We start from the raw sequence: 16,816 nt of genomic DNA, 5'->3' as shown, positions 1-16,816 counted from the left end.
GTTACAGCACCCCACCGGCCAGGCCGGCCAGCACCATCCGGATGACGGCGTCGGCGCGTCGATCGAGATCCAGGCCGGCCGCCTCGGCGACCAGACGGGGATGATGGAAGCGCACGGTCGCGTCCAGCACCATGTGGGTCGCCGCATCCTTGTCCGCGACCCGGAATTCGCCACTTTGGCAGCCGGCCGAGATCAGCGCGTGGACCTGGCTGGTCAGGTGGCCCATATGGCCGGTCAACGCCGCGCGGGCGTGGGAGACCAGGCCCTGAAATGCCGCGAACATGTCGGGATCGTCCAGCACCTTGCGGCGTTTCTCCGCCATCAGGACCAGACACCATTCACGCAAGCGTTCGCCCGCCGGGCCGTCGGCGGCGACGATGGCATCGAGCGGTGCGGTGACCCGGAGCAGCCAGCGCTCGACGATCGCATTGCGCAGTGCCTCCTTGCTGTCGAAAAAGCGGTAGACATTGGCGTGGCTCATGCCAAGCGCGCGGGCCACGTCGACTACGGCGACCTTGTCGGCACCGTGGCGGCGCAGCAGGGTTTCGGTCGCCTCCAGGATTCGCTCACGCGTCGCATCGCTCAAATCGGCTGGTCTCTCTGGCTCGCGGGGTTTCCGTTCGCCAGAGAGAGTAGGGCCTTGCCTAGCCGTTGAGGAGCGCCATCTGCGCGGTGGCGTAGCGCGTGCCGGCGACCTGGCCCGGCTGGATGAGCGTCTCGAGGGCTGCGAGGTCGGCTTCGCCCAGGACCAACTCGCTCGCCGCGATCGCTTCGGCGAGACGCGCGCGCCGCCTGGTGCCGACCAACGGCACGATGTCCGGGCCGCGGGACAGCGCCCAGGCGATCGCCACCTGGGCCGCGGTCGTGCCGCGTTCGGCGGCGAAGGCGGCCAGCGCCTCGACGATCCGATGGTTCTGCGCCAGGTTCTCGGCCGTGAACCGGGGCGAATGACCGCGGAAATCGCCAGGCGCGAAGCTCTGGCCCGGCTTGACGTCGCCGCCCAGCAACCCGCGTGACAGCACACCATACGCGACGAGGCCGATGCCCAATTCGCGCAGGGTCGGCAGGACCTCGGCCTCGATCTCGCGGTCGATCAGCGAATACTCGATTTCCAACGCAGCGATCGGACGGATCTTGTGGGCGCGCCGGACCGTGGCCGCCGATGCTTCGGACAGGCCGATGTGTCGGACGTAGCCCGCCTTGACCAGATCGGCGATGGCACCCACCGTCTCTTCGATCGGCACGGCCGGGTCGATACGCGCCGGCTGATACAGATCGACATGGTCGGTGCCGAGCCGCTGCAACGTGTAGCTGAGGAAATTCTTCACCGCTGCCGGCCGGCTGTCGAAGCCCACAAAGGCGCCGTCCGGTGACCGGAGTGCCCCGAACTTGACCGAGACGAAGGCCTGGTCGCGGCGCCCGCGGATCGCCTCCCGCACCAGGCATTCGTTATGGCCCATGCCGTAGAAATCGCCGGTGTTGAGCAGGTTGATGCCGGCGTCGAGCGCTGCCCGGATGGTGGCGACACTCTCGCCATCGTCGGCGGCACCGTAGATGCCCGACATGCCCATGCAGCCGAGGCCGATGGCCGAAACGCTGGGACCGCCGGTCCCGAGAAGCCGCTGTCGCATTGGATGCTCCCTTGATTGCTCCGGGGAACATTTAAGGGCGTCTGTGACAAATTACAATATTTGTAATTGATAATTCGAAGGGGCGGCCGATCAGCTTCCGGACTTCGCCGCGACCTCGCCGAAGAACAGGTCCGTCCAGAATTTCGGGGGGGCCTTGATCTGGCCGGTGCGGTACAGGAAATCGGCGAACTTCTGCACGTTCTGCGGCACGATCGTGAAGACATGGTCGGGATCGCGCACGATGTGCTCGACGAAATCGACGCTGAGCGGCGATTGCTCGACCTTCACATAGGCCGCGGCGGCCGCCTTGGGATCGTCCCGGATGAAGCGCATGGCCTGGTCGAGCGCTTCGAAGATCGCGGACGAGGTTTCCGGGTTGTCGTCATGGAACCTGGCGGTCGCGTAGAGCGCCGCCTGGGTATGCGGCCCGCCCAGAACCTCGTAGCTGCTCAGGATCCGATGAATGTGCGGATCCTCCAACTGCTGTTCCTGGAACGGCGAGACCGAGAAAGCGGCGGTGACCGTCCGCGACCGGGTCATGAGCGCGATGGCGGCGTCGGCGAAGGTCATGCTCACGGTCTGATCGTTGAGCTGCGCCCATTTGCCGTCGCCGAAGCTCTTCTCCGCCGCCATTTCCAGCACGATCGCGTGAATGCTGACGCCGACCGCCGGTACGGCGATGCGGTCCTGCGCGCCGAAGTCGCGGATCGTCCGGATGCGCGGATCGGCCGTCACCAGGAACAGCGGCATCGAGCCCAGCGCCGCGATGCCGCGCACGCCCAGCGAGGATCGGCTGCGGGCCCAGATCTGGATCATCGGCGTGATGCCGGCGGCAATCAGGTCGGCCCGGCCGGCGATCAGCGCTTCGTTGAGAGCAGCCCCGCCGGCGAGGTCGGTCCAGTCGATCGTCGGGCGCGGCAGCCCATGGTGTTCGACCGCGGCTTCGATCAGGCCCTGGGCTCGCAGCACACTCATCGGCAATTGTCCGACGCCCGGCTGCATCGCGATGTGGATCTCGTTGGTCTCGGCCCCGGCTGCCGCAATGCCCCCGAGGAGCATCGCAAGCAACGCCAGAGCCGCCGGTGCCAAGCGCATGGGGTTCCCTCGCCCGCAGTGACCGCACCCGACTGTCGCACGGGATGAGGCTTGCAAGCCACAAACAAATAAACATATGTATCCGGTGAAATTCTGTAATTTACATTTTCTGAATAAGGCTATTTATCGTAGCCCAGTTTGGATATGTGGTCGGTCGGCGGAGCTCGATGATGGTCGCGGAAAACAGGGCGGAAGCCCTAGGGAACAAGGTTTCCAAGGTCGAAGGCTTCAAGGCGGCGAGCCGGCGCCTGCGCGGCGGGATATCCGAGGAACTGCGCGCGCCGACCACGGCGTTTGCCGAATCCGACCATCAGCTGCTGAAGTTTCACGGAATCTATCAGGGGTACGACCGCGACAGTGCGACCGAACTGAAGCAGGCGGGTGCCGAGAAGCGGACCGAGTTCATGGCGCGGATCAAGGCGCCGGCCGGCCTGATGACGGCCCAGCAGTATCTGGCGGTCGACGCGCTCGCCCAATCCTACAGCCAGGGCCGCCTGCGCATCACCACGCGCCAGGGCCTGCAGTTCCATGGCGTGGCCAAGCACGACCTGTATGCGACCATCCACGGCGTGAACCAGGCGCTGCTGACTACGTTCGGTGCGTGCGGCGACGTGGCGCGCAACGTGACGGCAACGGCTGCACCGGTCGAGGATGCGGTGCATCGTCGCATCCGCGCCGACGCGGTCATGATTTCGAACGCGCTGTTCCCGCAGACGCGCGCCTATCACGAGATCTGGGTCGGCGACGAGGAAATCCGGCCGGCACCAAAGGCCGAGCCCGAGGTCGATCCGCTCTATGGCCCGACCTACCTGCCGCGCAAATTCAAGATCGGCATCACCGCGCCCGAGGATAATTCGATCGAGGTGCTGACCAACGATCTGGGCATCGTCGCGCTGTTCGACGGCGACCGGCTCCAGGGCTACGTGTTCGCGATCGGCGGCGGCCTGGGCATGACCCACAACAAGGCGCACACCTATCCGCGCCTCGCCAGCTATGTCGCCTTCGTCGAGCCCGACGACCTGTTGCCGGCGGTCAAGGCCGTACTCGCCATCCATCGCGACCATAGCGACCGGGTCGATCGCAAGCACGCCCGACTGAAATACGTCGTCGACGCCCTGGGGCTGCCGCGCATCAAGGCCGAGATGGAGCGTCATCTGGACAAACCGCTCGCGGATCCGCCGGCTTTCCCCGCCCTGCGCATCAAGGATCATTCGGGCTGGCATCCGCAGGGCGACGGCAAGTGGTATTACGGCCTGCCGATCCTGAGCGGCCGGATCGAGGACAAGGGCAAGGTACGGGTCGCGACCGGCTTGCGCCGGGTGTTGAGCGAAATCGCCGCGCGTCCGGTGTTCACGCCCGCCCAGGACGTCATCTTCGCCGATGTCGATCTGGCCGACAAAGAACGGCTCGAAGCCATCCTGGAGGAAGAGGGTGTCATCCTGCCGGGTGCCGAGACATTGCTGCGCCGCTTCGCGCTCGCCTGTCCGGCGCTGCCCAGCTGCGGCTTGGCGCTCACCGAGGCCGAGCGGGTGCTGGACGATATCCTGGTCGATATCGAGACCGTGCTGAAACGGCATGGCGTCGGCGATGAGCGGATCGCGTTGCGCGTCACCGGCTGCCCGAACGGCTGCGCCCGTCCGTCGGTCGGCGACATCGGCCTGGTCGGGCGCATTCCCGGCCATTACGCGATCTATCTGGGTGGCGATTTCGACACGACCCGGCTCAATGCCCGGGTGTTCGAGCGCGTGCCGATGGCCGAGATCGGCCGGACTCTGGAGCCGGTCATCGCTCTGTTCGCGACCGAGCGCCATGAAGGCGAAGGCTTCGGCGATTTCTGTCGCCGCTGGGGTCTCGACCGCATCGCTGCAACGGCCGAACGCGCGACCGCCAACGCGGCCGAATAGCGGGGATCGCCTGGTTGCTTAACAGCGCGAAGGCGTGGTTTCCGCGCGACCTAAACGGGGCAACCGCGGTCGATTGCGGCCCGCAGTTCGGTCAGACTCGCCTCGAGAGTTAGGCCGGCGGTGTCGAGGATCAGGTGGGGCCGGTTCCACGCGTCATATTCGTGTTGGAGAACCTGCTGCCAGGTTGGCGGCACCAAGCCGGGCACGTCGGTGGTCCGCGCCTCGACACGTTGCCGATGCTCGTTCGGGTCAGAGCAGACGATCTCGATTTCCGCGATCCTGCAGCCCGCCGTTTCGGCGATCTCCTGCCATCGGTCCCGCGTGATCGCAAGCGGGTTGACCGAATCGGCGACGACGGTCCGACCCAGGCGGAGATTGGCTTCGGCAACGGCATAGGCCACGAGATAGCCGGCCGGGCCGACGGGATCGGCCACGCCCGACCCGCGGAGCACCTGCTCGATCGTATCGATTCTGAGATAAGTCGCATGCCGCTCATGCGCGATCGCTCGCGCCAGCGTCGTCTTGCCCGTGCCGGGCAGACCGCCGAACACGATCAGCATGGCCGATGAATGTCCCGGAAGAATTACCGGACGCGGTCGGGGAACAGCTGGAAGGCGATATAGTCCATGTCGCCCTTGACCACGACGGTATCGCCGTGACCGAACGAGACTTCGGTGAACGAGTCCGAGGCGAGGAACGCCGCCTTGCTGAGCCGGTTCACCCGATCCGGGTTGACGTAGACGGGCTCGCCGCTGGCTAGGGTCAGTCCGACAACGCTCATGAGCGATCCCTTTCAAGTATCGGCCGAGCCCGGCGCATCGGGCCGGGACGGGGACGGAACATGGTGCTCGGGAACCGTCTCGACGGTCCTTTGCCGGGCTGCAGGGTTTCAGGTTCGCGTTAACGGATGGATAACGACGAACCGGCCGATCGGCAATTGCATCGGCGATGTTTCCTGGGCCAACATCAGCGCCTCGCTTCCGCCTCAGGACTCATCCCCATGTCCCGTCCGTCCGCCTCCCGCCTGCCGACTCTTGCCGGTCTCGCCGCCGATCTCGCGGCCGGCCGAACTACCAGTGCCGAATTGACCGAGACCGCGCTGGCGCGCATCGCCGACCCTTCGGGTGAGGGAGCCAGGACCTTCACCCGGACCTATGGCGCCGCAGCGCGGGCGGCGGCGGCGGCCAGCGATGCCCTGCGCGCGCAGGGCCAGGTCGCCTCGCCGCTCGCGGGCCTGCCGGTCTCGATCAAGGATCTGTTCGATGTCGCCGGCGAGGTGACGCTTGCCGGTTCGACCGCGCTCGGCGATCGTCGCCCCGCGGCAGAGGACGCGCCGATCGTCCGGCGCCTGCGCGCCGCCGGCGCCGTGATCGTCGGCAAGAGCAACATGGTCGAATTCGCCTATTCCGGCCTCGGGCTCAATCCGCACTACGGCACGCCCGGCAACCCGTTCGATCGGGCGCGCGTGCCCGGCGGCTCGTCCTCCGGCGCCGGCGTCTCCGCCGCCGATGGCATGTGCGCCGTTGCCATCGGCACCGATACCGGCGGCTCCGTCCGCATTCCGGCGGCGTTCTGCGGGCTCGTCGGGCTGAAGCCGACCCAGCGAAGGATCACGCGCGCCGGAGCGGTGCCGCTGTCGACCTCGCTCGATTCGATCGGGCCGCTCGCCGCCTCGGTCGCGTGCTGCGCGCTGGTCGACGCGGTGCTGGCCGGCGAAGATCCGGCGCCTCTGCCGGATCTGCCGCTGGCCGGCCTGCGCTTCGCCGTGCCGACCGGCTACGTGCTCGACGACCTGGCCCCGGTCGTGGCGACGGCGTTCGCCCGGGCGCTGAAGCAACTGGCCGATGCCGGCGCCCGGATCGTCGAGACGCCGATGGCGGTGCTGGCGCGCGTCCAGGACATCAACCGGCTGGGCGGTGTGGCCGGGCCGGAGGCTTTCGCCTGGCACCGGATCTTGCTGGCCCAGGCCGGCCATCGCTACGATCCGCGCGTGCGGTCGCGCCTTGAGGCGTCGGCCGGGGTGTCTGCGGCGGATTACATTGCGGCACTCGAGCTGCGGGCAGCCCTGATCGCGGCGTTCGACCAGGCGACGGCACCGTTCGACGCGGTGCTGACGCCGACCGTCCCGGTGCCGCCGCCCCGGCAGGACGAGTTGGTCGCCGATGCGGATTATATGCGATGGAATGGCCTGGTGCTGCGCAACACGTCCCTGTTCAATGCACTGGACCGCTGCGCACTCACCCTGCCGGTCCAGGCACCCGGCGAATTGCCGGTCGGCCTGTCGCTGGTCGGTGAACATGGCGGCGATCGGCGGCTGCTCGCGGTCGGCCAGGCGGTCGAGGCGGCCTTGGCGTCCGGTGCGGCCTCATGACCGACCATCGCCTGGGCTCCAGCCCCGAGACCTGCCATTGGGGCTTCTTCGATGCGAGCCTGCCGCCGGTCCTGACCATCCGGTCGGGCGATCGGGTGACGATCGAGAGCATTTCCGGCGGACGCGATGTGCTGCCGCCCCCGGGATTCACCGTCCTGCCGGATCACCAGGCGGTGATCGAGGCCATGGTGCCGCGCATGCGCGGACATCTATTGACCGGACCGGTCGCGGTCGAGGGCGCCCTGCCCGGCGATGTCCTGGAGATCCGCATCGAGTCCGTCGAATGCCGGCAAGATTGGGCCTGGACGCGCATCCACCCGACCATGGGTTCCCTGCCGGCGGATTTTCCGTTCGGCAAGACCTGGCATACCCGCCTCGACCGGGAGCGCGGCGTAGCGATCCTGCCCTGGGGCACGGAGTTGCCGTTGACGCCGTTCTTCGGCGTCATGGGCGTGGCGCCGCCGGCCGCGTTCGGCGCTGTCAGCACGATCGAGCCGCGCGCGTATGGCGGTAACATGGACCTGAAGGAGCTGGTGCCGGGCACCGTGCTCTATCTGCCGGTGTTCGCGCCGGGCGCGCTGTTCTCGGTCGGCGACGGCCATGGGGCGCAGGGCGACGGCGAGGTCTGCCTGACCGCACTCGAAACCGCGCTGGAAGGGCGCTTCCAGATCATCCTGCGCAAGGACCTGAAGCTCCCGCTGCCGCGTGCCGAAACGCCGACCCATTGGATCACCATGGGTTTCGACCCAGACCTCGACGATGCCGCGACGACGGCGCTGCGCGAGATGATCGACCTGATCGCGAATGCCACCGGCCTGGCGCGCGAGGATGCCTACATGCTGACCAGCGTCGCCTGCGACCTGCGCGTGACCCAGATGGTCGACGGCAACAAGGGCATCCATGCCATGCTGGCCAAGAGCCTGCTGGTGCGCCGCTAGGGTGGGGGAGATCCGCCGGGAGCTGGGCGTCGGCGAGGTGGCGCTGCGCAGCGGCCTCGCCGTCTCGACCATCCATTTCTACGAGGCGCAGGGCTTGATCCGCGGCCGGCGCACGGCAGGCAACCAGCGGCGCTTTCCGCGCGGCGTGCTGCGCCGGGTCGCGATCATCAAGGTGGCGCAGCGCACCGGTATTTCGCTCGCCGCGATCCGGGATGCGCTGGCCAGCCTGCCGGTCGATGCGCCGGTGACGACGGCCGACTGGCAGCGGCTGTCCGAACGATGGAAGGCCGACCTCGACGAGCGCATCGATCGGCTGACCCGTCTGCGCAACCAGCTCGGCAGCTGCATCGGCTGCGGTTGCCTGTCGCTCGACGAGTGCCCGCTGCGCAATCCCCAGGACGCGCTGTCGGTCGAGGGCACCGGGCCGCGCCTGCTCGATCCCGACTGAAAACAGCGCTTGACCTAAAGATTGCTTGAGGTTCTAGAAGAGACGCTCCTGCCATACTTTGGAGCATACTCATGCCCTCGACCGAAACCGCCCAGTCCGTCGTCAACGTCAGTATCCTGACGCCGAAACCCGATCGCTTCGAAGAATGCGTCGCCCTGCAGATGGATCAGTATCTGCGGCTTCGTGGCCAGGTAGAGGGGCTGAAGGGCAGCCGGTTCTATCGATCCACCGACGGACGCCAACTGGTGCTGCTCGCCGTGTTCGAGACGGCGGGGGATGCCGGCCGGTTCGCCCAGGATCCGCGCTTCACCGAACATCTGGCGCGCATGCGGCCGCTGATCGAGACGGCGGTGCCGGGGACCTATGAAATGCTCTACGGGTTCGGCGAAATCTGACGGCAGCAGCTCAGAACAGCCGCGTCAGTCCCAGCACCATGTTGACCGCGATCCCGTCGTCAGATAGCGGCAGCAGCACCGTCTCGAAGCGATAGAACGGCTTTTCCGGCAGCCAATAGAGCTTGCCGGTCGACGTCCAGGGCGCTCGCGTCGACACCAGATGATCGCCGATGGCGCAAAACCGATCGGCGGAGCCCCGGTCGATCATCTGGTGGATGTACGAGCCGGTCCAGTCGGCGCCGTAGTAATCCACCTGGGCGGTGCCCTGCAGACGGACGCGGTACCGCCGTTCGGGCGGGTTGCTTGCCAGCACGTCGACCAGGAAGATGTCGGGCAGCAGCCGCGGCACCTGGGCCGGATCGAAATCCCGTCGGGCCGGCATCAGGCGGATGCCGCGCAGCTTCTGCCATAGGAAATAAAGCTGCTGAAGCTCCGGCCGACATTCCTCGACCGCCAGCCGCCGCGTGCTGCCCGGAACGATGGCGTGCTCGGTGATCATCGCCGCTCCTACTCCGCCACCGCGCTGATGGACGTGAACTAGGGGGATCCCTCCATGGTTGCAAGGGTTCTGTCAATCGCGGCAGAACATCCCGACGCTCGACCGACCCAACGGACCCGACCGATTTACTTTCGGTAGATCCAGTCCGGCAGCGCCGTCGCGATGCCCGGGATCAGGCACATCAGCACGACCGCCAGCATCATCAGCAGCACGAAGGGCAGGGTGCCGAACACGACGTCCTTCAAAGGGATGTCGGGTGCGATCTTGGAGATCACGAAGATGTTCAGACCGACCGGGGGATGGATCAGGCCCATTTCCATCACGACCGACATCACGACGCCGAACCAGATCAGGTCGAAGCCCGCGGCGCGCAGCGGTGGTAGGATGATCGGCGCGGTCATCAGGATGATCGAGACCGGCGGCAGGAAGAAGCCCAGTACGACGACCAGCACCAGGATCGCGGCCAGCAGCACCCAGCGAGACAGGTGCTGCGCCACGATCCACTCGGCGGCCCCCTGGCTGATGTGCAGGTAGCTCATCACGTAGGAATAAAGCAGGCTCATGCCGATGATCATCATCAGCATGGTGCTTTCGCCAAGGGTCGAACCGAAGATCGGCGTCAGGTCCCGCCAGTGCCAGGCACCGTAGATTACGGCGATCAGCGCGATCGCCATGACGGCGCCCAGGCCGGCCGTTTCCGACGGGGTGGCGATGCCGCCGTAGAGCGCCACCATGACGCCGGTCAGCAGCAGGATGAACGGCATGACGCGCGGCAGGGCCTGCAGCTTTTCGCGCCAGGTGAAGCGTTCCTCGCTGAGGATCGGCGAACGCGGCCCGCCCTCGGCCAGCACCTTGCGGGCGCGCGTCGCTTCCTGGCCGTGGTGGATCATGGCGTAGATCGCGAACAATCCGACCAGCAGCAGGCCGGGCCCGATGCCGGCCAGGAACAGCTTGCCCAGCGATTGCTCGGCCGCGACAGCATAGAGGATGAGGGTGATCGACGGCGGCAGCAGGATGCCGAGCGTGCCGCCGGCCGCGACCAGACCCGCGGCGAACCCCGGCGAATAGCCGCGGCGCCGCATTTCCGGAATGCCCGAACTGCCGATCGCCGAACAGGTCGCCGGGCTCGATCCGGCCATGGCGGCGAACAGGCCGCAGGCGATCACGACGGCGACGCCCAGCCCGCCCGGCACGCGGCCGAGCCAGGCATGCAGTGCCGAATAGAGGTCGGCGCCGGCCTTGGACTTGCCGATCGCCGCCCCTTTCAAGATGAACAGCGGGATGGTCAGCAGGGTGATGCTGGACATCTCTTCGAACACGTTCTGCGCAACGGTGTCGAGCGAGGCCGTCGGCATGAAGCCCAGCATGAACACGGTCGCGACCGTCCCCAGCGCGAAGGCGATGGGCATGCCGCTGAACAGCACGATGAGCGTCGCCGCACCGTAGAGCAGTCCGATGTCGAGAGGGCTCACGGGCGGGCTCGCGCTCCATCACGCAGCAAAAGTTGCAGGATCAGCTGGATCACCAGAATGGTCATGCCGACCGCCATCAGGCCGTAGGGAATCCACAGCGGCGGCCCCCAGGCGGAATCGCTGGTCTGCTCGTCCGTGATCGCCTCGCCCAGCAGGGTCCAGCATTTCCAGCAGAAGAAGCTGCAGAAGGCGAAGGTCAGGAAATCGGCGATCAGGCGGCGGATGTTGTCGGCCCAGATCGGCAGGACATGGGCCAGCGCATCGATGCCGACATGACCGCGCCGGCGCTGGACCCAGCCGGCGCTCATGAAGGTGGCACCCAGCAGCAGGAACGACGACAGCTCGTCCTGCCAGTCGGATGCGATCTTCAGGAAATAGCGCCCGACCACCTCCCAGGTCAGCACCAGGCCGGCGGCTCCCATGGCGATACCGCCGGCGAGTGCCGCCAGGCCGTTGATGCGGTCGAGCAGCCCCTGGACGAAGCCCAGGGGGCCACGGGGCTTCGGCAAAGTTGCCGTCGCCGGATCGACGAAGCCGGTCATCGGGTGCGAGCGGTCCGGACCCTGGGCGTCACGCGACTGCCGCGGCGAGCTTCAACAGCCGGTCGCAGTCGGCGTTGCGGGCGGCAAAATCCTTCCAGGCGGTCTCTTCGGCGATTTTGCGCCATTTCTCGACCGTCGCCTCGTCCATGTCGGCGACCGGGATGTTGGCCTTCTTGTAGATCGCGGCGATCGCTTCGTCGTCGTCCTTGGCCGCCTTGAGCGCGAACGGCTCCATCTCGATGCCGACCTCGGTGATCGCGGTCTGCTGGTCCTTGGGCAACGCCTCGAAGATCGCCTTGGACATCAGCAGCGGCTCGAGCATGTACCAGAAGCTCTTGCCGCGGCCGGTCGTCAGGTTCTTCGAGATCTCTTCCAGGCGGAACGAGATCAAGCTGGTCGACGACGTGACGGCGGCGTCGAGTGAGCCGGTCTGCATCGCGGCGTAGATTTCGTTCGACGGCACCGATGAGATGATGCCGCCGGCCTGCTTCAGCATCAGGTCCATCTCGCGGCTACCGCCGCGTACCTTCAAGCCCTTGGTATCGTCCGGCGCCACGACCGCGTTCGCGCGAGAGGCCACGCCGCCCGACTGCCAGACCCAGGTCAGGATCTTGACGCCCTTGTCGTCGAGCAGTTTGACCAGCTCGGTGCCGATCGGTGCCTTCTTCCAGGCCAAGCCCTGCTCGTAGCTGGTCACCAGGCACGGCATCAGGCCGATGTTGACCTCCTGCACCTCGCCGCCGGCATAAGCGAGCGGGTAGAGGCTGATGTCGAGCGCGCCCTTGCGCAGGGCCGAAAATTGCGAGTTTGTCTTCATCAGCGACGAGCCCGGGTAGATCTCGAATTTCAGCGCGCCATTGGTCTTCTTCTCGACCTGCTGGGCGAACATCCGGCACATCCGGTCGCGGAAATCGCCCTGGTCGATCGTGCCGCCCGGAAATTGATGGCTGATCTTCAGCGTCTTGGCATCGGCGGCGAAGCCGCGCCGCGAGGCGGCGATGATGGCCGGGGCTGCGATCAGGCCGGTCAGGACGGTACGGCGGGCAATCTGCATAATGTTCCTCCCCAGGACAGTTTGGCCGCCACACTATATCGTGCGCACGCAGAGATGAAGGCCTGTTGCAGCGCAAAAACCGAGGAGTGCGTGACCATGTCCCAGGCGACCGCGATCACCCATGTCGACAATGACCAGGTGCGGGTCACCGAATGGCGGTTCGAGGCGGGGGCCGCGACCGGTGCCCATCGCCACGACTATGATTATGTCGTCGTCCCGCTCGGTGCCGGCCTGCTGAAGGCGATCGCCGCCGCCGGGGAAACACTGGCCGAACTCGCGCCGGGCAAGGCCTATTTCCGTAAGGCCGGTGTCGAGCACGACGTGCTCAATGCCGGCAACGAGCCTTTCGCCTTCGTCGAGATCGAGTTGAAGGACCGGCCGGGCTGAGGCCGGCGCGCGAGTTTACGGACAGTCGTATTGTTTTGATTGACTAGTTTGCGTACGTTTGTATTGTATCGGTATGGCCAGACCGTCCCTTCGCGAAAAACTGCTCGATGCCGGCTTCCAACTGTTGTGGAAGACTGGCTATGCCGGCACCGGCGTGCGCGACATCGTCGATGCCGCCGGCGCGCGGCCGGGCTCGTTCACCAATCATTTCGTCTCGAAGGAAAGCTTCGCCCGCGAGATCCTCGACCGCTATTTCGCTTATGTCGGCGGCCTGGTGGAGGCCGCGCTCGCCGATGACGGCCTGCCGGCCGCCGACCGGCTGCGGCGCTATCTGGACGTCATCACGGGAAAGCTGGCGCTGGAGGATTGGACGCGCGGCTGCATGATCGGCAACTTCAGCCTGGAAGTCGCCTGTCACAGCGAACCGCTGCGCCAACGGCTGTCGGACATCTTCGCCGAATGGCGGGTGCCCTTCGCCTCTTGCATCGCCGAGGGACAGGCGGCCGGCGATATAACGACGGCATTCAGCGCCGACGACCTGGCCGACTTCCTGCTCAGCGGCTGGCAGGGCGCCATGATGCGGATGAAGGTCGATCGCAGCCCGGAACCGCTCGAACGCTTCAAGAAAATCATCGCCGCAGCCCTGTTCGCAAAGGACCGCCCATGACCGGAGTTCCCATCGCCAGCCCCGTTGCCATCCGGCGGGAGATCGCCGTGTTGGAATCGACCCTGTCCTATCTGGAAGCAGGCTCGGCCGGGCCGACCGTCCTGTTCCTGCACGGCAATCCGACTTCGTCCTTCATCTGGCGCGATATCATTCCGCACGTGGCGCCGGTGGCGCGCTGCATCGCGCCGGACCTCATCGGCTTCGGGCGATCGGGCAAGCCGGACATCGCGTATCGCTTCGCCGATCATGTCCGTTACCTCGACGCCTTCCTGGAGGTTCTCGGCCTTGGAGACCTGGCGATCGTGGCGCAGGACTGGGGCACGGCGCTCGCCTTCCATCGTGCCGCCCGCTATCCGGACCGCATGATCGGCCTCGCTTTCATGGAATTCATCCGTCCTATGGCGGGCTGGGAGGACTTTCACCAGCGGTCCCAGGCGCGGGATCTGTTCCAGGCTTTTCGGACGCCCGGGCAGGGCGAGCAGCTGATCCTCCAAGACAACGTCTTCATCGAGCGCGTGCTGCCCGGCTCGGTGCTGCGCCCATTGACCGAGAGGGAGATGGCCGCCTATCTGGAGCCGTTTCCAACGCCCGAGTCCCGTCGGCCGGTACTGCAGTTTCCCCGCGAACTGCCGATCGCCGGCGAGCCGGCGGACGTCTGGGCCATCAGCGCCGGCGACCATGCCGCATTGCGGGCATCGACCTATCCGAAACTGCTGTTCTGCGGCGATCCCGGCGCCTTGGTCTCGCCGGCCCAGGCCGAAGCCTTCGCACGCGATTTGATCGATTGCCGTCTGGTCCATCTTGGTCCCGGTGCCCATTATCTACAGGAAGATCATCCGGCGGCGATCGGCAAGGCGGTCTCGGTGTGGCTCGGCGAGATCGGCGCGGCCTCCGCTCGTTCCATGTCCTGCCCATCGAGATGACCGCTTGCACTGCCGGCATTCTGGGGAAAGCATAGGCCGAAGCGCGCAGACGAAATGGGGGGAAGCGGGATGAACGGTGCGGAAAGCCTGGTGCGAACGCTGGTCGATGGCGGGGTCGAGGTGTGCTTCGCCAATCCCGGCACGTCGGAAATGCATTTCGTCGCCGCCCTCGACCGGGTCGACGGCATGCGCTGCGTGCTGGGCCTGTTCGAGGGCGTGGTGACCGGTGCGGCCGACGGCTATGCCCGCATGGCCGACAAACCGGCGGCGACGCTGCTGCACCTGGGGCCCGGCCTCGCCAACGGCCTTGCGAACCTGCACAACGCGGTCAAGTCCTCGACGCCGATGGTCAATATCGTCGGCGACCATGCGAGCTATCACCGGGCCTATGACGCCCCGCTGACCTCCGACATCGAGACGGCGGCCAAGCCGTTTTCCGGCTGGGTCCGGACCTCGCCCGATGCGCTGAGCGTCGCGGTCGACGGTGCGGCGGCGATCGCGGCGGCGCGCACGCCGCCCGGCCGGGTCGCGACCCTGATCCTGCCGGCCGATACCGCCTGGAACGAGAGCGCCGGGCCGGCCGTGGTGCCGCCGGTGCCGGGCCGTGCCGTGGTCTCCGGCGACACCATCGACCATGCGGCGCGCATCCTGCGCTCGGGCGAGCCGACCCTGATCCTGCTGACCGGCCCCGCTTTGCGGGAGCGCGGGCTGGAGCTGGCCGGCCGCATCGCGACCGCGACGGGCGCGCGGCTGATGGCGCAGACCTTCAACGCCCGGATCGAGCGCGGCGCCGGCCGGGTGCCGATCGACCGGGTTCCCTACCTGGTCGATCTGGCGGTGGCGGCGCTCGCCGGTTTCCGCCATGTCATCCTGGTCGGCTCGAAGCAGCCGGTCGCCTTCTTCGCCTATCCGGACAAGCCCAGCGTGCTGACCGCGCCCGATGCGCAGATGCATGTGCTGGCACGGCCGGAGGAAGATCTGGTCGGCGCGCTCGAAGCCCTGGCCGATGCGCTCGGCGCCGGCCGGCACGCCGCACCGGTCGCAGGCCTGGCCCTGCCGACGCCAGTGACGGGAACGATCACGCCCGAGGCGCTCAGCCTGTCGATCGCGGCGCTGCTGCCCGAGAATGCGATCGTGATCGACGAGGCCGTGTCGACCGGCCGCGCGTTCTTTCCGCCGACGCGGCAGGCCCGCCCTCATACCTGGCTGCAGAACATGGGCGGCTCGATCGGGCTCGGCCTGCCGATGGGAACGGGTGCCGCGCTTGCCGCCCCCGATCGCAAGACCGTATGCCTGCAGGCCGACGGCAGCGCCATGTATACGCTGCAGGCGCTCTGGACCATGGCGCGCGAGAGCCTGGACGTGACCATCGTGCTGTTCGCGAACCGGTCCTATGCCATTCTGCTGGGCGAACTTGCCAACGTCGGCGCGCAGAATGTCGGCCGCAAGGCGCTCGACATGCTCGACATCGGCCGGCCCGACCTCGACTGGGTATCGCTCGCCCGCGGCATGGGCGTGCCGGGGGTGCGGGTCACCGACATGGCGGCCTTCAACCGCGCCTTTGCCGAAGGCTTGGCGACACCCGGACCCTATTTGGTGGAGGCGGTGCTCTAGCCGAGCGACAGCCGGAACGCCGTGACCTCGTCGTCGGATGCCCGGTACAGCGGGCATTCGACGAAGCCCAGACGCCGGTAGAGCCGAACGGCGGCCGGCATCCGCTCGGGCTCGGTATCGAGATAGACCGCGGTGCCGCCGAGCGACCGGGTCTGGGTCGCGACCGCCGCGACCAGCGCCTCGGCAATGCGCTGGCCGCGAAACGCGTCGCGCACCCACAGCCGCTTCAACTCCGACGCCCGCTCCGGCAGGACCTCCGGCAGCGGCCGATAGACGACGCTGCCCGCCGGTGCGTCGCCGACCCAGGCGATCAGCAGCCCTTCGTCCGGGCCGACGTGGCTCGCCGGCAGCCCGGCGATCTGCTGTTCCAGCTTGGCCATGCCGAAAGTGGGCCCGGCCGTGGCGCGGGCATAGTCGCGATATTCGCCGAGCAGCAGGCGCGCCGCCGCGATCGCCTCCGGCGCGGCATCGAGGGCAAGCCGGGTGATGCGGAGCGGTGGGGCGATCTCGTTCATCGGACGGGGTTCTTCATTGTTGGACCAGCGCCCAGCCGGCGGGCGACCATTTGAAGATCTGTGATGAAAGCGGCCGGGTTGCCTTCATTGCTACCACGCCTACGGCACGCCGCATGGTGTCCACCGCATTCGGGCGGCGTGCATCCATATAGATCATGACATCGGTGCCGGGGGCCGCCACGAGCAGCTGTCCGCCATTCTTCGCGGCAATTGTGGCCCAGCTTTCCGGCGCCAGCAGCCGGCTCGCTTCATAGGGGCTGGTGGCGACGAGGCTGACCTCCCCGCCTGGAAACGGATGGGCGGCCTGCTCGATCGGTACCAGAATGTCGGCATCGTTTTTCGTGGCGAGCGCCAACGCCTC

At 67.1% G+C, this 16,816-nt stretch carries 20 protein-coding genes; 9 read left to right on the top strand and 11 right to left on the bottom strand.

What is annotated here, in order from left to right; translation table 11 throughout:
• Window position 1 precedes the first annotated feature (1 nt).
• The 3 genes from VGV37_RS11130 to VGV37_RS11120 form a co-directional block, all read right to left on the bottom strand.
• Window positions 2-586: a TetR/AcrR family transcriptional regulator gene (locus tag VGV37_RS11130; RefSeq protein ID WP_326879739.1), complete on the bottom strand. Its 585-nt coding sequence runs from the start codon at window positions 584-586 to the stop codon at window positions 2-4.
• A 58-nt stretch (window positions 587-644) separates the two neighbouring features.
• Window positions 645-1,631: an aldo/keto reductase gene (locus tag VGV37_RS11125; protein ID WP_326879738.1), complete on the bottom strand. Its 987-nt coding sequence runs from the start codon at window positions 1,629-1,631 to the stop codon at window positions 645-647.
• 90 nt (window positions 1,632-1,721) lie between these two features.
• Complete coding sequence (locus VGV37_RS11120; protein WP_326879737.1) at window positions 1,722-2,726, bottom strand: ABC transporter substrate-binding protein; 1,005 nt, start codon at window positions 2,724-2,726, stop codon at window positions 1,722-1,724.
• Between the two features lie 170 nt (window positions 2,727-2,896).
• Between VGV37_RS11120 and VGV37_RS11115 the strand changes: the two genes are divergently transcribed.
• Window positions 2,897-4,630 carry an NADPH-dependent assimilatory sulfite reductase hemoprotein subunit gene (locus VGV37_RS11115; RefSeq protein WP_326879736.1) on the top strand — a complete coding sequence of 578 codons (1,734 nt, stop codon included), beginning with the start codon at window positions 2,897-2,899 and terminating at the stop codon, window positions 4,628-4,630.
• Window positions 4,631-4,680: 50 nt separating this feature from the next.
• Here VGV37_RS11115 and VGV37_RS11110 read toward each other — a convergent pair whose 3' ends face one another.
• Together VGV37_RS11110 and VGV37_RS11105 are read right to left on the bottom strand one after the other, a co-directional pair.
• Window positions 4,681-5,190 carry an AAA family ATPase gene (locus tag VGV37_RS11110; RefSeq protein ID WP_326879735.1) on the bottom strand — a complete coding sequence of 170 codons (510 nt, stop codon included), beginning with the start codon at window positions 5,188-5,190 and terminating at the stop codon, window positions 4,681-4,683.
• 23 nt (window positions 5,191-5,213) lie between these two features.
• On the bottom strand, window positions 5,214-5,411 hold the full coding sequence (locus VGV37_RS11105) for a hypothetical protein (protein WP_326879734.1): 198 nt from the start codon (window positions 5,409-5,411) through the stop codon (window positions 5,214-5,216).
• 219 nt (window positions 5,412-5,630) lie between these two features.
• Here VGV37_RS11105 and VGV37_RS11100 point away from each other — a divergent pair, with 219 nt between their 5' ends.
• The 4 genes from VGV37_RS11100 to VGV37_RS11085 all read left to right on the top strand — a co-directional run bounded on the left by VGV37_RS11100 (window position 5,631) and on the right by VGV37_RS11085 (window position 8,782).
• Window positions 5,631-7,001, top strand: coding sequence for an amidase (locus tag VGV37_RS11100; protein WP_326879733.1), 1,371 nt, complete (start codon window positions 5,631-5,633; stop codon window positions 6,999-7,001).
• Window positions 6,998-7,939 (top strand): acetamidase/formamidase family protein, encoded by a 942-nt coding sequence (locus VGV37_RS11095; RefSeq protein ID WP_326879732.1) that lies wholly within the window; start codon window positions 6,998-7,000, stop codon window positions 7,937-7,939. The genes VGV37_RS11100 and VGV37_RS11095 overlap by 4 nt, the downstream gene beginning before the upstream one ends.
• Window positions 7,902-8,387, top strand: a complete 486-nt coding sequence (gene soxR, locus VGV37_RS11090) for a redox-sensitive transcriptional activator SoxR (protein ID WP_326879731.1) — start codon at window positions 7,902-7,904, stop codon at window positions 8,385-8,387. The genes VGV37_RS11095 and soxR overlap by 38 nt, the downstream gene beginning before the upstream one ends.
• A 71-nt stretch (window positions 8,388-8,458) precedes the next feature.
• A complete protein-coding gene (locus VGV37_RS11085) occupies window positions 8,459-8,782 on the top strand; it encodes a hypothetical protein (protein ID WP_326879730.1) in 324 nt (107 codons plus the stop codon).
• A gap of 10 nt (window positions 8,783-8,792) precedes the next feature.
• On the opposite strand, the gene VGV37_RS11080 is transcribed toward VGV37_RS11085, so the two are convergent.
• The 4 genes from VGV37_RS11080 to dctP form a co-directional block, all read right to left on the bottom strand.
• Window positions 8,793-9,281 carry a PAS domain-containing protein gene (locus VGV37_RS11080; RefSeq protein ID WP_326879729.1) on the bottom strand — a complete coding sequence of 163 codons (489 nt, stop codon included), beginning with the start codon at window positions 9,279-9,281 and terminating at the stop codon, window positions 8,793-8,795.
• Window positions 9,282-9,406: 125 nt separating this feature from the next.
• Window positions 9,407-10,753, bottom strand: a complete 1,347-nt coding sequence (locus VGV37_RS11075; protein ID WP_326879728.1) for a TRAP transporter large permease — start codon at window positions 10,751-10,753, stop codon at window positions 9,407-9,409.
• Complete coding sequence (locus VGV37_RS11070) at window positions 10,750-11,295, bottom strand: TRAP transporter small permease (RefSeq protein ID WP_326879727.1); 546 nt, start codon at window positions 11,293-11,295, stop codon at window positions 10,750-10,752. The genes VGV37_RS11075 and VGV37_RS11070 overlap by 4 nt, the downstream gene beginning before the upstream one ends.
• Before the next feature lie 28 nt (window positions 11,296-11,323).
• Window positions 11,324-12,349, bottom strand: coding sequence for a TRAP transporter substrate-binding protein DctP (gene dctP / locus VGV37_RS11065; RefSeq protein ID WP_326879726.1), 1,026 nt, complete (start codon window positions 12,347-12,349; stop codon window positions 11,324-11,326).
• A gap of 96 nt (window positions 12,350-12,445) precedes the next feature.
• Here dctP and VGV37_RS11060 point away from each other — a divergent pair, with 96 nt between their 5' ends.
• From VGV37_RS11060 to VGV37_RS11045, 4 genes are all read left to right on the top strand, one after another.
• Window positions 12,446-12,736 carry a cupin domain-containing protein gene (locus VGV37_RS11060; protein WP_326879725.1) on the top strand — a complete coding sequence of 97 codons (291 nt, stop codon included), beginning with the start codon at window positions 12,446-12,448 and terminating at the stop codon, window positions 12,734-12,736.
• Window positions 12,737-12,809: 73 nt separating this feature from the next.
• Window positions 12,810-13,403 carry a TetR/AcrR family transcriptional regulator gene (locus VGV37_RS11055; RefSeq protein WP_326879724.1) on the top strand — a complete coding sequence of 198 codons (594 nt, stop codon included), beginning with the start codon at window positions 12,810-12,812 and terminating at the stop codon, window positions 13,401-13,403.
• Entirely contained in the window at window positions 13,400-14,326 is a 927-nt protein-coding gene (locus tag VGV37_RS11050) for a haloalkane dehalogenase (RefSeq protein WP_326879723.1), read from the top strand. The genes VGV37_RS11055 and VGV37_RS11050 overlap by 4 nt, the downstream gene beginning before the upstream one ends.
• A 69-nt stretch (window positions 14,327-14,395) precedes the next feature.
• The gene (locus VGV37_RS11045; protein WP_326879722.1) at window positions 14,396-15,940 is read left to right on the top strand and encodes an acetolactate synthase large subunit; all 1,545 of its coding nucleotides are present in this window, start codon (window positions 14,396-14,398) and stop codon (window positions 15,938-15,940) included.
• Here VGV37_RS11045 and VGV37_RS11040 read toward each other — a convergent pair.
• Both VGV37_RS11040 and VGV37_RS11035 read right to left on the bottom strand, forming a co-directional pair.
• Window positions 15,937-16,455, bottom strand: coding sequence for a GNAT family N-acetyltransferase (locus VGV37_RS11040; protein ID WP_326879721.1), 519 nt, complete (start codon window positions 16,453-16,455; stop codon window positions 15,937-15,939). The two genes, VGV37_RS11045 and VGV37_RS11040, sit on opposite strands and share 4 nt — an antisense overlap.
• Window positions 16,456-16,468: 13 nt before the next feature.
• Window positions 16,469-16,816: hypothetical protein (locus VGV37_RS11035; RefSeq protein ID WP_326879720.1), on the bottom strand; the 348-nt coding region annotated here is incomplete at its 5' end.

Origin of the sequence: Aliidongia sp. (genome assembly GCF_035943795.1) — a bacterium.
Taxonomy (GTDB): Bacteria; Pseudomonadota; Alphaproteobacteria; order ATCC43930; family CGMCC-115725; genus Aliidongia.
The sequence above is the reverse complement of the archived record's forward strand: the minus strand, read 5'-3'. Positions and strand labels throughout refer to the sequence as shown.

Bases quoted from the DNA above. Each gene is read 5' to 3' on its own strand.
- VGV37_RS11115 (WP_326879736.1), top strand. From the start codon at position 2,897: ATGGTCGCGGAAAACAGGGCGGAAGCCCTAGGGAACAAGGTTTCCAAG.
- VGV37_RS11055 (WP_326879724.1), top strand. From the start codon at position 12,810: ATGGCCAGACCGTCCCTTCGCGAAAAACTGCTCGATGCCGGCTTCCAA.
- VGV37_RS11100 (WP_326879733.1), top strand. From the start codon at position 5,631: ATGTCCCGTCCGTCCGCCTCCCGCCTGCCGACTCTTGCCGGTCTCGCC.
- VGV37_RS11085 (WP_326879730.1), top strand. From the start codon at position 8,459: ATGCCCTCGACCGAAACCGCCCAGTCCGTCGTCAACGTCAGTATCCTG.
- VGV37_RS11045 (WP_326879722.1), top strand. From the start codon at position 14,396: ATGAACGGTGCGGAAAGCCTGGTGCGAACGCTGGTCGATGGCGGGGTC.
- VGV37_RS11050 (WP_326879723.1), top strand. From the start codon at position 13,400: ATGACCGGAGTTCCCATCGCCAGCCCCGTTGCCATCCGGCGGGAGATC.
- VGV37_RS11095 (WP_326879732.1), top strand. From the start codon at position 6,998: ATGACCGACCATCGCCTGGGCTCCAGCCCCGAGACCTGCCATTGGGGC.
- dctP (WP_326879726.1), bottom strand. From the start codon at position 12,349: ATGCAGATTGCCCGCCGTACCGTCCTGACCGGCCTGATCGCAGCCCCG.
- VGV37_RS11070 (WP_326879727.1), bottom strand. From the start codon at position 11,295: ATGACCGGCTTCGTCGATCCGGCGACGGCAACTTTGCCGAAGCCCCGT.
- soxR (WP_326879731.1), top strand. From the start codon at position 7,902: ATGCCATGCTGGCCAAGAGCCTGCTGGTGCGCCGCTAGGGTGGGGGAG.
- VGV37_RS11105 (WP_326879734.1), bottom strand. From the start codon at position 5,411: ATGAGCGTTGTCGGACTGACCCTAGCCAGCGGCGAGCCCGTCTACGTC.
- VGV37_RS11120 (WP_326879737.1), bottom strand. From the start codon at position 2,726: ATGCGCTTGGCACCGGCGGCTCTGGCGTTGCTTGCGATGCTCCTCGGG.
- VGV37_RS11080 (WP_326879729.1), bottom strand. From the start codon at position 9,281: ATGATCACCGAGCACGCCATCGTTCCGGGCAGCACGCGGCGGCTGGCG.
- VGV37_RS11125 (WP_326879738.1), bottom strand. From the start codon at position 1,631: ATGCGACAGCGGCTTCTCGGGACCGGCGGTCCCAGCGTTTCGGCCATC.
- VGV37_RS11040 (WP_326879721.1), bottom strand. From the start codon at position 16,455: ATGAACGAGATCGCCCCACCGCTCCGCATCACCCGGCTTGCCCTCGAT.
- VGV37_RS11060 (WP_326879725.1), top strand. From the start codon at position 12,446: ATGTCCCAGGCGACCGCGATCACCCATGTCGACAATGACCAGGTGCGG.
- VGV37_RS11110 (WP_326879735.1), bottom strand. From the start codon at position 5,190: ATGCTGATCGTGTTCGGCGGTCTGCCCGGCACGGGCAAGACGACGCTG.